The following is a 12139-nucleotide window of genomic DNA, read 5'->3' on the forward strand; positions in this document are numbered from 1 at the left end:
CGCTGATGCGGCCTGGCAGCCCGTGCGCGGCGGACCTATTCCTGGTAGACGTCGGGAACGTCGTCACGGTCACGGTCGATCTGCTCGGCCTCGTAAATCTGCCGGTACGCGCGATTGCGTGTCCGCAAGATGATCGTGGCGAGCGCGGCGGCGAGCACGGAGCCCGCCAGCACGGCGATCTTGGCCCGGCCGTTGGCGTCGGTGCCGATACCGAAGGCGAGTTCGCCGATCAGCAGCGAGACGGTGAACCCGATGCCGGACAGCACGGCCAGGCCGACCACGTCGATCCAGGCCAGCCCCGAGTCCAGTCGGGCCCGGGTGAACCGGGCGACGAGCCAGGTTGCCAGCAGGATGCCGATCGGCTTGCCGACGACCAGACCTAGTGTGATGCCCACGGCGATCGGGTCCATGACCGCCTGCGCCAGGCCGTTGAGCCCGCCGACGGCCACTCCGGCGGACATCAGCGCGAACACCGGCACCGCGACGCCGGCGGAGATCGGCCGGAATCGGTGCTCGAAGTGCTCGGCCAGGCCGGGCCCGGGGCCGGCCCCTGTTGAGCGCAGCACCGGTACGGCGAAGGCGAGCAGCACCCCGGCGACGGTGGCGTGCACGCCGGAGGCGTGCACCAGCGCCCAGGTTGCGAACGCCAGCGGCAGGAGCAGCCACCATGAGCGCACCCGACGCTGCACCAGCAGAGCGAACAAGCCCAGCGGCAGCACTGCCGCCAGCAGCGGCAGCAGAGACAGGTGGGCGGTGTAGAAGACCGCGATGATGACGATCGCCAGCAGGTCGTCCACCACCGCCAGGGTCAGCAGGAAGGTGCGCAGCGCGCTCGGCAGATGCCGGCCGATCACCGCCAGCACGGCGAGGGCGAACGCGATGTCGGTGGCGGTCGGAACCGCCCAGCCCTTCACCGCGCCGCCCCAGTTCACCAGCGCGTACAGCAGAGCCGGCACGAGTACGCCGCCGACCGCGGCGGCGACCGGAACCGCGGCCCGGCGCGGATCACGCAGATCGCCGGCGACGAACTCGCGCTTGAGTTCGAGACCGGCGACGAAGAAGAAGATCGCCAGCAGCCCGTCAGCCGCCCACATCGCCAGCGACAGGTCAAGGTGCAGCGCGTGGGGCCCGACGGTGAGCGCCGTCATCGCCTGGTAACGGTGGGCCCAGGGTGAGTTCGCCCAGATCAGCGCCACGACGGCACCGATCAGCAGCAGCGCGCCACCGATCGTCTCCTTGCGCAGCACGTCGGCGATGCGGCGGGCCTCAGCCCAGGAACCACGGCCGAGGACACGAGGGGGCGACTGGGTGTTCGACGGCACAAGCGGGCCAACTTTCGAAAGACGGGTCGGAACCATCTGCCGACCAGACTTCCCGGCGCACCGGAATCCATCGTACCGGGGCCTTTCGCCACAGGTCCCTCGACCGCCGACCGTCGGCGGGACGCCGTCGGCCGCCAGATCTCGTTTCAACCGACCGGGTCCGTGGGTACGCTCCCACCGGCTGATCATTCGATCGACGGAGAACCTCGTGATCATGGCTCTGCTGCTCGACCTCGCCAACATCGTTGGTGGTTTCCTGCTCGCCGTCTCTGTGCTGCGGCTGTTGCCACGCGTCGGTGACGACCTGGGTCGCCTCGCTGGTCGGGCGGCCCCGATCGCGTGGGTGGTCGGTCTCGTGGCGCTCGTGACCGGCGGCTACTACCTCATCGTCCACATGGTGTCCGGCCCTCGGGTGTTCCACTTCGAGGTGGTGGGGATCGGTGTGGGGCTCGCCTTGTTGTGGGGCCGGCTGACCGGCCGGCCGGCGTCACGCGAGGAGCGGTCGGACGGCGCGACCGGCGTCCGCCTGTTGCTCGCGATCTTCGGTCTCATCGCGATCGTCGTCGGCATTCAGGGGCTCTTCACGCCGGACGGCTGATCAAGCCCGCGCGCCCGGCCCGCCCGTGCGGCTTTCGCGCAGGAGCGGGGCGTCACCCCGGCGGTCAACGTCGGTCCCCATCAACTCACATGAGCGAGGAGAGTCCCATGTCGGCCCAGGCATTTCTCTACATCATCGCGGTCATCCTGATCGTGCTCGCCGCACTGCCGCTGCCCACTCGGGGTGTCTCGTTCGCGCTGCTGGGCGCCGCCTGCGCCCTGCTCGCCTACGCCTGGCCGGTGATCACCGGCTGATTCTTCGTCGGTGTGGTCGGTGGCCGGTCAGCCGGGCAGACCGAAGTGGTGGGTGAGCGAGGCGCGCAGCGTGTCCGCATCCCCGGCGGACCAGGCGACGAAGCAGTCGGGGCGTACGAGCAGGGCGGTCGCGGTTGTGCCCCGCAACGCGCCGGCGACGACGTCGACCCGGTCTCGCCAGGGCGCGGCCACCTCGGCGTAGACACCCGTGGAATCCAGTAGCAACGGCCGGGCGGTGCGGGTCAGCTCGGCGAGGCGTGCCGTGCCGTGATCGGCGTGCACGGCCACATCGGGGGCGTACCGGCCGGCCAACGGATCGGTGGGGTCGGCGGGGTAGTGGATGTCCGCGCCGGACATCAGCGCCGCGATGTGCCCGGTCACCTCCGGCTTGCGCAGCAGTTCGGCGAAGAGTTCCCGCAGGCCGGTGATCTCGTCGCCGGGGCCGATGAGCGCGGACTGCGCCTGGGTGGACATGACGACCCGTTCGGCGACGGGGCGGCGCTCGGTCTCGTACGTGTCGAGCAGGCCCTGCGGCGCCCAGCCGCGCACGGTGGCGGCGAGCTTCCAACCCAGGTTGACGGCATCCTGTAGGCCCAGGTTGAGCCCGGGGCCGCCGATCGCCGGGTGCACGTGCGCGGCATCGCCCACCAGCAGCACCCGGTCGGCGCGGTAGCGGGCGGCGATGCGGGTGTTCTGGCCGGCCAGCCGTCGCAGCAGGCCGGGGCCGTCCGGTTCGCCGAGCGGAACGTCGGCGCCGAGCACCCGGGCGACGCTCGCGCGTAGCTCCGCCAGGCTCATCGGGGCCTCGTCGCCCGTCGGCGCGTCGGGCCACTCCGTCGTGCTCAGGATCGCCGGCCGGCCGGGGAACGGGGCCCAGGCGATCAGGCCGCGCTCGGTGCGGGTGTGCTGGAACGGCGGTACGAGGCCGTAGCCGGGGACGCGCAGGCCGCCGGTCTCGGGATCGAGGGATGACGAGGGGACGGTCACGGTGGCGGTGCGGGAGACCGACCGGTCGTTCGTGACGCCGGGGAACTCGATGCCCGCGAGGCGGCGCACCACGCTGCGGCCGCCGTCGGCGCCGACGAGGAAACGGGACGTGAGCTGCGTACCGTCGGCGAGGTCAACCTCGACCGCGTCGGGGCGTTGGCGGAGGTCGACGACCTCGTGGCCGCGGCGCAGGTCGACGCCGAGCTCGGCGGCGCGGGCGGCGAGGGTGGCCTCCAGCTGGGCCTGCGGCACGCCGAGCACGTAGTGCGGATTCTCCGCGAGCACCGTGAGATCCAGCGGGAACGCGCCGAAGGTGAAGGCTGGTTGGGGGGACGGCGGGGCGCTCTCGCCGCTGAGCCGCGCGTAGAGGCCGCGCCGGTCGAGCAGGCGGACGACCTGGCCGACGAGGCCGTTGGCGCGGGGCTCGCCGGTGGGTGTGGCGTGGCGTTCCAGGACGACGGGGTGGACGCCGGCCAGGGCCAGCTCGCCGGCGAGCATGAGGCCGTTGGGTCCGGCTCCGACGATGAGGACATCGATCATGGCAGTGATCCCTTCGGGGCGTGCGTCGTCGCCCCGGCAGGCGCGGAACGCGGCCGGCCCGCCGTGGGGTGTGACGCGGCTGAAGAAGTGGCTGGGGTGGTGCCGTGAGCGAGGGGCGGGGCCTCAGCGGGGCGGCGCGGGAAGGCCGGCGGCGACCTGGGTGAAGGCGTCGGTGATGAGGTGCTCGATCGGGGCGGGCGGGTCGGGGCTGTCGAGATAGTGCTGCATGGCGACGGCGACGGCGGCGCTGGCGGCGGCCGCGACGAGCCTCGGATACATGTCGGTGGCGAGGTCGGTGCCGGTGCGCTCGGCGACTGCGGCCGCCAACTCCGCCTCGGCGATCGCGACGGCACGCAGTCGCTCGCCCTGCAGGGCGGGCTCGGCGAGCATGGTGCGTACGCCGGCCACCCACTGGGCATGCGCGGGCGACGGCATGGCGTCGACCTCGGGGCCGCGGGTGAACTGCTCCAGCGAGGCCTGGGTGAGCGCCGCCCAGAGCGGCTCGTCGGCGGGGCGCTCGCGCAGCGCGGCGGCGGTGCGCAGGCTGCGGTCGAGGTGACGGGAGGCGATCGCCTCGGCCTTGCTGGAGAAGTAGTTGTTGAAGGTGCGCGGGGAGACGCCGGCCGCCTCGGCGATGTCCTCGACGCGGACGTTGTCGTAGCCGCGCTCCGCGGTGAGGTGGATCGCGGCCCAGCCGAGCGCCGCCCGCGTCTCGGCCTTCTTGCGCTCCCGCAGCCCCGTCATGCCACCACCCTAGCATTAATTGCGCGCCCCGCAAATATGCGTGTCACGCAAACTGATGGTCGCTTGTCGCGCCGGTGCCCCGATCCTCGGTGACTGGGCGGCCTCACTCACTCGGTGGGGAGGCGGTAGCCGAGTCCCCGTACCGTTTGAATCAGCTCGGGCCGACCCAGTTTGGCGCGCAGCGCCGCCACGTGGACCGCCAGGGTGTGCCGGCCCGACCAGGTGGTCTGCCACACGTCCAGCATGATGCGCTCGCGCGCGAGCGCGAGGCCGGGCCGACGGGCGAGCGAGGCCAGGATGTCGAATTCCTTGCGGGTCAACGACACCGGCCGGGCGTCCACGTGGACCGTGCGGGCCGAGAGGTCGATCCGCAACCCACCGACGTCGATGACGTCGGACGGTTGCGGACCCTGCCGTGCGGTTCGTCGCAGCAACGCCTCGACGCGCGCCTGAAGCTCGTCCATCGCGAACGGCTTGACGACGTAGTCGTCGGCGCCCATCCGCAGGCCGACGATGCCGCCGCGCTCTTCGCCCCGTTCGGTGACCGCGATGATGCCCAGCTCGGCGCTGCGTTCCCGCAGTGCCCGGCACACGGCGAATCCGTCGCCGTCCGGCAGACCGAGATCCAACAGGACCAGGTCGCAGGGGGCCGCCACGAGCGCTGCGGCACCGGTCGACGCGTGTTCCACCTGATAACCGCACCGGCGCAGTGTCGAACCCGTGACCGCAGAGATCCGCCGGTCGTTTTCCACAAGCAAGATCCGCATCGCCCCGCCTGTCGTCGTCGCGGCGCCCACCCGCCGCGCGGCGAGAGCGGGATCGCCAGCGGCCAGCGCGGCCGGCGACGTCGTCGACGCACCTCGTCAGTCCCGAACGGCGGGGGGACGTTCCGCCGCGAATAACAGCCGACAGCGCTGAGCCGGCGCTGATTTCTGGCTGAGGCGGCAATCGGACGAGCGGACGTCGAGGACGCGAGGCATGGTTGCTCCGCACGAAATACTGTTCGGTTGATGGACTCGCAGTCGAGGCGTCGCGATCGAACTTGAGAGAGTCTTGATCGGCGTCCCGGCTAGCCGAGCGGTGCCGCCTCGGCGGCGCCGATCTTCCGGAACAGCTCGTGTGCCGCCCGCCATCGGGTCTGAGCCGCCGACGGACGGCCCAGCGCCGCGTACGCGCCGCCGACGGTCATCAACGTGCGGGCGTACGCGAGACGTTGCCCTGCCCGGTGCTGGACGCGCAGCGCCTGACGGCCCTCGACGAGGCACCCCGCGGGATCGCCGAGGCCCAGTCTCGCGGCGGCGAGCCGGCTGCGCGCCTGACCGGCCACCAGCCGGTACCCACCGGCGCGGGCCGCCGCTATCGCACCGGTGGCGTGCTCGTGGGCGCTGTCGAACTCCTTGCGGGCCGCGCTGAGATCGGAGAGCAGCATCAGCGCCTCGACCCGGGTGCGCTCGTTGCCGATCCGATCCGCCATGTCAAGCACCAGATCGAGCCGGCGGCTCGCCTCCGCCAGTCGGTTCTGCCGAAGCAGTACCTCGGCGAGCGCGGTCTGGGTGACCACCTCCAGTCGGCCGTCGGGCAGTCCCTGGACGATGTCGAGGCCGAGATGGAGCACCTCCTCGGCCTCCGCGCAGCGTCCCGCGTCACTGTGCACGCGGCCGAGCGTGGTGAGCGAAGCGGCCTCCTCGTGCCGGGCGCCGATCGTCCGACCGACGCGCACCGCCTCCTCCGCTGCCGTCCGCGCCTCGTCGAGTCGGCCGAGCTCCCGGGCCACCAGCGCGAGGTTCTCGCTGGCCACGGCGGCGCCCAGATGTTGGCCGGTCGCCCGCAGCAACCTCATCGCCAGTTCGCCGTGCCGTGCGGACGCGGCCAACTCGCCCACCTCCTCGCAGGCGGCCGCCAGGTTTGCCAGCGTGCCGGCCTCGGCTCGGCGGTCGCCGATCTCCCGATCGATGACGAGGGCCTGCTCGAACCGGCTGATCGCGGCCCGGGGCTGGCCCAGCTGGGCCAGTGCGATGCCGATGCTGCAGTGTGCCGCCGAGGCGCCGACCTGCCAATCGGCTCGGGCGGCGAGCGCCGCGACCGCCTCGTACTCGGCGCGGGCGGCATGCAGATCGCCGGTACGCCAGTGCAGCAGTCCCAGGCTTTGTCGCAACACCGCCTCGCCGCGCAGGTCGCCGTCGCGGCGGGCCGCCTTGAGCCCGGTCCGGGCGATCGACCGCCACTGGCTCAGCGGCGTACGCATGCGGAGGAAGTCGTACAGGACGTGGGCGAGTTGCCACGCCATCCGGTCTCGGCCGTCGGCAGCCGCGTGTTCCAGCGCCGCCACCAGATTCGCCATCTCCGCAACGAGCCATTCGCGGGCGTGTGCCTGATCGTCGAGCTCAGGGATCCGTACGCCGGTCGGCGGTGGATCCGGCGGCAGCCGTAGCCGCGACGGGCCGTTCAGCGCGGCGCTGGCCCGGGCGACAGCATGCAGGTAGAAGTGCAGCAGCCGGTGCACGGCGGCGGCATTGTCGGCCGCGTCGCCATGTTCGGCGGCGAGCTGCGCTCCGTACTCGAGCAGCAGGTCGTGGCTGACGATCCGGGCTGCCCGGGTGATTCGGATCAGGTGCAGTCGGGCGAGGGTGTCGATGAGCGGTTCGAGGTCGTCGCAGGGCAGGCCGGTCAACGCCGCGGCCGCGGGCACGGCGAGGCCGGCCGGTGCCGGCACCAGCCCGAGCAGCCGGAACACCCGACCCGCTGGGGCGGGGAGCGCCTGGTACGACAGGTCGAACGCGGCCCGTACGGCGGTGCTGTCGTCACCCTCGACCCGCAGCTGCGCGACCCGGCCCCGCGCGATCAGCTCGTCGAGGTGCCTGCGCACGCTCACGTGCGCCCGGTCGGCCAGGCGGGCGCCGGCGATGCGCAGAGCCAGCGGCAGGTGCCCGCAGATCTCGGCCAGCTCCCGAGCAGCGGCCGGGTCGGCGTTGATCCGCTCGGCCCCCGCGGTGCCGACGAGCAGTTCCACCGCGTCGGCGGCAGGTAGGACGTCGAGAGTGAGCCGAGCGGCACCGTCCCGGGCGACCAGGCCGCTGAGCCTGTCCCGGCTGGTCACCACGACCAGGCAGTCCGGGCCGCCCGGAATGAGTGGCCGCACCTGGTCGGCGTCGGCGACGTTGTCCAGTACGAGCAGAACGCGCCGACCGGCGAGCGCCGAACGGTACAGCGCGACCTGCGCGTCCGGCTCGGCCGGTATCCGGTCGGCGGGGACGCCCAGCGCGTCCAGCAGCAGCGGCAGCGCCTCACCGGGGGTCCGGCGTGGACGAGGGTGGAACCCGCGCATGTCCACGAACAGATGTCCGTCGGGGAAATGGTGGTGGACGTCGTGCGCCCACCGCACCGCCAGGCTGGTCTTCCCTGCCCCCGCTGGGCCGCAGACGACGACGACCGGTGTCGTCCGCTCCTTGCGCACCTCGTCGAGGAGGGCCCGTTCGCGTTGGCGGCCGACGAAGCCGGGTGTGGCCGCCGGCAGTTGCCGCGGCACCACGCCCGTCGGTTCCCGCACCCGCTGCCCCGCGGGTTCCGCGGCGGGCTCGGCGCCGGCGAGCATTGCGCGATAGGCCCGCTGGAGCTCCTCGCCCGGCTCGATGCCGAGCCTCTCGACCAGGTTCTCGCGGACCCGACGGAACATGGTCAGCGCGTCGACCCGACGGCCGCACCGGTGCAGCGCGATGAGCACTGCCAGCGCCAAACGCTCCCGGGCCGGGTTGTCGGCGATGAGGTCGGACAGATCGTCGACGATGTCACCGTACCGGCCCAGCCGGAGGTCGAGGTCGGCTCGCAGCTCAACCGCCGCGAACCGCTCCTCGTTCAGCTGCGGGGCGACGAGTTCGTCCAGCCACGGGCCGGCGACGTCCGCCAACGCCGGCCCCCGCCATCGGCGCAGAGCGCGGTCGACCAGCTCACGAGCCCGCTGCGGCTCGCACGTGCGCGCGGACCGCAGTAGATCCCGAAAGTCGTGCAGATCCACCGCGGACCGGTCGACGGTCAGCCGATAGCCGGTCCCCACCCCCACCAGCGCGGCCGTGCGTGGCGGCGGGTCAACCGAGTTGAGCAGGGCCCGTAGCCGGGAGACGCAGCCCTGTACCGCGTTACGAGCCGATGCGGGCGGTGCCGTGCCCCACAGTGCCGTCACCAGGCGATCGATGGGAACGATGTTTCCGCAGTCCAACGCCAGCATGGCCAGCACGGTGCGTTGCTGCGCGGCCGACGGACCCAGCCAGCGGGCGCCGTGCCACACGCCGACCGGACCCAGCAGCCGGATCTGCAGGCCCTCCTCCACTTGGTCCACGCCCCGGTCCGATCCGTAGGAATCCACGACGTTGGGAATGATCTCACCATCCACACGCCCCCGACGGCCCGTCGACGTCCACACCGGATCCGCCGTCCGGGTCCGCCGATCACCGCGCCGTCCACGTTCCTGCGACGCTTCGACGCCCTTGGGGCTCAGGAGTCCACATAGGTGCGTTCGGTGTGGCCACCACGTGCCGTGGTTGCTTTGGTCAAGATCTGTTCAAGAACACCGCCGGGATCTGGACCCCTGATTTGTTCTCTTGAAACGGTGGTGGCAGTTAGCTCGAGCAGCATCGATGTCCGGAGACGCTTCGATGTTGCCGATCGTCCGGACGCCGTCGTCACCACCTTGGGAGGCACCGTCGTGTCAGGACCATCCGGAGCGCCCCGGGGCGGCCCCGGGGGGGTCGATCAGCAGCACGGTCGAGGCGACCCCCGCGGGGTGGTCGACCGAATAGCCCCAGTCCCGCCGCGGTGTGGCTCCGGACCCGCGGGTTCTCGCTCGATTCGGGCGCCGATACCGGTACATCGTCCTCATGGACCAGAAACCGAGGAGTACGCATGAACCAGGAAAAGGGATTATCGCGGCGGCAAATCCTACGGGTTGGCGCCGTGGTGGGATCGACAGTGGCCGTGGTGGCCGTCTCGGGCGAGTCGGCATCGGCCGACCCGGGGACGGATGCGGCACAGGCCGGCTCGCGCGGTGAGCTGGCCCGCGTGTCAGCGGTAGCGGCCGGCGGCGCCGTGGTGGGCACGCCGAAGGTGGCGAACCGCACCGCGCTCCGGGCCGCGGAGCGTGTTCCGTTCGCCGGCTTCCCGGACGGGATCACCCCACGACCGGGTGACCTGGTCACCGTGACCGACCTGTGGCCCGACCTCGCCGTAGCCGCCGTGCCGGTGGTGCACTGGGTTACCGGAGTGCCGAAGCGCGACGGCAGCGGCTATGCGGTCGCGGGCCAGCGGCTGGCCGCCTCGCCGTTGCTCGACAAGCGGACCGCACGACGTGTGCGGGTCTGCGTCCTGGACACGGAACTGGCCGACGCCCAGGTCCTCGCGGTCGTCCCGGCCTGAGCTGGTGCCGATGATCGACGCAACGGTGCGGATCGTCGCGGCGGCTGTCCTGCTCTACACCGCGGGTCAGAAGCTCGCCGCGCCCATTGCCTTCCGTCGCACGCTCGTCGCGCTCAGGATGCCGCGTCCGCGCGTCCTGGCCGTGCTGGTCAGCGGCGTGGAGCTGGTCACCGCGGTCCTCCTGCTGACCGCACCGCGTGCCTGGGTGACAGCGGGCCTGGTCATCGCGCTCGGCGCGTCGTTCGCAGGTGCGGCGTCGATCGCTCTGGTACGGGGCGCCTCGGTGCGCTGTGCCTGCTTCGGCGGCAAGTCCGAGGCGAAGCTGGGTTGGACGCAGCTCGCGCTGCTCCCGCTCTGGCTCGCCGTCGCCTGGACGGCGCACCGTGACTCATCGGATCTGCTCGTCGGTCCGGACGCCGTCGCGGTGACGGCGCTGGTGCTGTGCCTGGCGACGGTCGTCCGTCAGCTGTTGCCTCTGGCCCTGCGGAGCTGGAGCTACCTCAAAGTGTTGGAGAGTCAATGGGCTTCCTCTGGGTCGTCGTCGCCGCATTGAGCGTGCTGATGGGGATCTGCGTGTTGGCGCTGATCGACCAATATCAAACCCTCGAACTGATCCGTACGTCCCTCAAGCTCGAAGACAACCCGTCGCCGATCCCGATCCCGATGGACGACTCGATCAGACCCTCCCTGGTCGGGCTCCCGGCACGGCTCGACGAGCAGCCGCATCTCGCGCTGCTCTTCCTGTCCGTGTCCTGCACGACCTGCCGGTCAATCGCGGAGAGCCTACGCCGCAAAGACCTGGAACTGGTGTGGATCGTCCTGCAGCAGGCGCATTCCGAGCAGGAGGGCCGCGCCTGGCTCGAAGGACTGAACATGCCAATCGACCGGGCGACCATCGATGTCGACGAACATGTCGCGCGGGCGATCGGCATCGACACCGTCCCGTCGGTGGTCCTCTACCGCTCGGGTGAGGCCTTCCTGGCCCAGACACTGCCGTCATTCCGGCAACTGCAACCGCTGTTGAACGCCCGCACCGTCCCGTCCCGCCTGCCCGTCGCCAAGGAAGGAACCGTACGGCTATGACCAATCAGATGGAGTGCGTGACACCGACCGAGACGGCGGTGCTCACCGACCGCCGTCGTAGCCGCCGATTTGCGCTCATGGGCGCGGCCTCCGCGGTCGTCGCCGGCCTGGCCACCGTACTGAAGGCATCCCCGGCGGTGGCCGACTGCCTGGGCTCGCCCTGCTGCTCGCTGGCCAGCTGCACCCGGTGCCACTACGCGGTCGAACCCGATCGCTACACCTGCCCGTCGGGCTATTACCGCACGTTCTGGACCTGCACCAGCGGCAGCCGCACGTACGGCTGCGGTGAGTGCAGCAAGAGCAAAACCTCGTGCTGGTCCGGTCCCTTCGCCTGCTCGATCTGGTACGTATGGTAGTTCTGTGGACGATCGTGCTCGCCGCGGTGGCGGGCTTCGCCCAGCTCTTCAGCCCTTGAGGCCAGTCCTTCATCGGAGTCATCCGCCCCTTCGTGCAAGGGGACTCGTCCCGTCTCGTCCGAAGCGGTCTGCGGTTCGTCGCCGTGTTGTCCGTCGCGCACATCGCCATGGCGGGCTTCGTCACCGCGTCGCTGTACCAGGTCGGCACACTGTTCGCCGGGCGGCTCGATGCCCAGCTCACAGTGGGGCTGTGTCTCGTGGCGGCACTGGTGGCGGCGTCCTTCGACGTACACGCGATCCGGACGGATTCGTACGCCCCCGGGCTTCGCCGACAGACGTCCAAGGAGTTGGGCCATCGGGAGAACCTCCCGTGGTGGGTTCCGCCGATGATCTGGGGCCTGGACACCGGGCTCATGTGGAGCACGTTCCGGGTGTCGGCGACGACCTGGGTGCTGCTGGTGGCGGCGCTGCTCAACGTCGCTCCGCAGTGGAGCGGGCTGGTGTTCGGTGGCGCGTTCACCGGTCCACTGGTCGTGGCGATTCTCGCCGGTCGTGGAAGCGTGAGTGACCTGGGGCGTCCCGGGCCACGGCGGCTGGTGCAGTCCGCGGCGGTCGCCACGGCGTTGCTGCCGGCCATGGCGGTGGTCGTGACGTCCGTGATCTGAGGTTCGGCCGGGGCCCGACGTGGGGCCCCGGCCGAACCAGCGCGACCCCGTCCACACTCCGCGACTGCTTCGCGACTCCGACCCGGCCCGCGATCACGGGTACGGTTTCGGTGCTCGACAAGCACGGGCACCGATGGCACGTCACCGGGGCGGAAACGGCCGGCCCGGTGGCGACGGAGCGTGG

The 12139-nt window shown here is 71.4% G+C and carries 12 protein-coding genes; 7 read left to right on the forward strand and 5 right to left on the reverse strand.

All coding sequences use genetic code 11. From position 1 onward, the window contains the following. Window positions 1-35 precede the first annotated feature (35 nt). Window positions 36-1358, reverse strand: a complete 1323-nt coding sequence (nhaA, locus tag OG505_RS06030) for a Na+/H+ antiporter NhaA (protein WP_405431611.1) — start codon at window positions 1356-1358, stop codon at window positions 36-38. A gap of 178 nt (window positions 1359-1536) precedes the next feature. Here nhaA and OG505_RS06035 point away from each other — a divergent pair, with 178 nt between their 5' ends. Both OG505_RS06035 and OG505_RS06040 read left to right on the forward strand, forming a co-directional pair. Next, the gene (locus OG505_RS06035; RefSeq protein ID WP_405434399.1) at window positions 1537-1920 is read left to right on the forward strand and encodes a hypothetical protein; all 384 of its coding nucleotides are present in this window, start codon (window positions 1537-1539) and stop codon (window positions 1918-1920) included. A 107-nt stretch (window positions 1921-2027) separates the two neighbouring features. Next, on the forward strand, window positions 2028-2174 hold the full coding sequence (locus tag OG505_RS06040; RefSeq protein ID WP_234581098.1) for a hypothetical protein: 147 nt from the start codon (window positions 2028-2030) through the stop codon (window positions 2172-2174). 27 nt (window positions 2175-2201) lie between these two features. On the opposite strand, the gene OG505_RS06045 is transcribed toward OG505_RS06040, so the two are convergent. The 4 genes from OG505_RS06045 to OG505_RS06060 form a co-directional block, all read right to left on the reverse strand. Further along, window positions 2202-3701, reverse strand: coding sequence for an FAD-dependent monooxygenase (locus tag OG505_RS06045; protein WP_405431613.1), 1500 nt, complete (start codon window positions 3699-3701; stop codon window positions 2202-2204). Between the two features lie 123 nt (window positions 3702-3824). Next, window positions 3825-4445 (reverse strand): TetR family transcriptional regulator, encoded by a 621-nt coding sequence (locus OG505_RS06050; RefSeq protein WP_405431615.1) that lies wholly within the window; start codon window positions 4443-4445, stop codon window positions 3825-3827. A gap of 107 nt (window positions 4446-4552) precedes the next feature. After that, complete coding sequence (locus OG505_RS06055) at window positions 4553-5212, reverse strand: response regulator transcription factor (protein ID WP_405434400.1); 660 nt, start codon at window positions 5210-5212, stop codon at window positions 4553-4555. 302 nt (window positions 5213-5514) lie between these two features. Next, window positions 5515-8778, reverse strand: coding sequence for a BTAD domain-containing putative transcriptional regulator (locus tag OG505_RS06060; RefSeq protein WP_405431617.1), 3264 nt, complete (start codon window positions 8776-8778; stop codon window positions 5515-5517). A gap of 563 nt (window positions 8779-9341) precedes the next feature. Between OG505_RS06060 and OG505_RS06065 the strand changes: the two genes are divergently transcribed. The 5 genes from OG505_RS06065 to OG505_RS06085 all read left to right on the forward strand — a co-directional run bounded on the left by OG505_RS06065 (window position 9342) and on the right by OG505_RS06085 (window position 11955). Beyond that, entirely contained in the window at window positions 9342-9851 is a 510-nt protein-coding gene (locus OG505_RS06065) for a hypothetical protein (protein WP_405431618.1), read from the forward strand. A gap of 10 nt (window positions 9852-9861) precedes the next feature. Then, window positions 9862-10404, forward strand: a complete 543-nt coding sequence (locus OG505_RS06070; RefSeq protein ID WP_405431620.1) for a MauE/DoxX family redox-associated membrane protein — start codon at window positions 9862-9864, stop codon at window positions 10402-10404. After that, the gene (locus OG505_RS06075; protein ID WP_405431621.1) at window positions 10371-10934 is read left to right on the forward strand and encodes a hypothetical protein; all 564 of its coding nucleotides are present in this window, start codon (window positions 10371-10373) and stop codon (window positions 10932-10934) included. The genes OG505_RS06070 and OG505_RS06075 overlap by 34 nt, the downstream gene beginning before the upstream one ends. After that, window positions 10931-11290 carry a hypothetical protein gene (locus tag OG505_RS06080; RefSeq protein ID WP_354855523.1) on the forward strand — a complete coding sequence of 120 codons (360 nt, stop codon included), beginning with the start codon at window positions 10931-10933 and terminating at the stop codon, window positions 11288-11290. The genes OG505_RS06075 and OG505_RS06080 overlap by 4 nt, the downstream gene beginning before the upstream one ends. A 143-nt stretch (window positions 11291-11433) precedes the next feature. Further along, window positions 11434-11955 carry a hypothetical protein gene (locus OG505_RS06085; RefSeq protein ID WP_405431622.1) on the forward strand — a complete coding sequence of 174 codons (522 nt, stop codon included), beginning with the start codon at window positions 11434-11436 and terminating at the stop codon, window positions 11953-11955. Window positions 11956-12139 lie beyond the last annotated feature (184 nt).

Origin of the sequence: Micromonospora sp. NBC_00617 (assembly GCF_045161355.1) — a bacterium.
GTDB lineage: Bacteria > Actinomycetota > Actinomycetes > Mycobacteriales > Micromonosporaceae > Micromonospora.

What these genes read in the sequence shown, in the direction of transcription:
- OG505_RS06050 (WP_405431615.1), bottom strand. Translation starts at nt 4,445, where the DNA reads ATGACGGGGCTGCGGGAGCGCAAGAAGGCCGAGACGCGGGCGGCGCTC.
- OG505_RS06075 (WP_405431621.1), top strand. Translation starts at nt 10,371, where the DNA reads ATGGGCTTCCTCTGGGTCGTCGTCGCCGCATTGAGCGTGCTGATGGGG.
- OG505_RS06055 (WP_405434400.1), bottom strand. Translation starts at nt 5,212, where the DNA reads ATGCGGATCTTGCTTGTGGAAAACGACCGGCGGATCTCTGCGGTCACG.
- OG505_RS06070 (WP_405431620.1), top strand. Translation starts at nt 9,862, where the DNA reads ATGATCGACGCAACGGTGCGGATCGTCGCGGCGGCTGTCCTGCTCTAC.
- OG505_RS06040 (WP_234581098.1), top strand. Translation starts at nt 2,028, where the DNA reads ATGTCGGCCCAGGCATTTCTCTACATCATCGCGGTCATCCTGATCGTG.
- OG505_RS06045 (WP_405431613.1), bottom strand. Translation starts at nt 3,701, where the DNA reads ATGATCGATGTCCTCATCGTCGGAGCCGGACCCAACGGCCTCATGCTC.
- OG505_RS06065 (WP_405431618.1), top strand. Translation starts at nt 9,342, where the DNA reads ATGAACCAGGAAAAGGGATTATCGCGGCGGCAAATCCTACGGGTTGGC.
- nhaA (WP_405431611.1), bottom strand. Translation starts at nt 1,358, where the DNA reads ATGGTTCCGACCCGTCTTTCGAAAGTTGGCCCGCTTGTGCCGTCGAAC.
- OG505_RS06080 (WP_354855523.1), top strand. Translation starts at nt 10,931, where the DNA reads ATGACCAATCAGATGGAGTGCGTGACACCGACCGAGACGGCGGTGCTC.
- OG505_RS06035 (WP_405434399.1), top strand. Translation starts at nt 1,537, where the DNA reads ATGGCTCTGCTGCTCGACCTCGCCAACATCGTTGGTGGTTTCCTGCTC.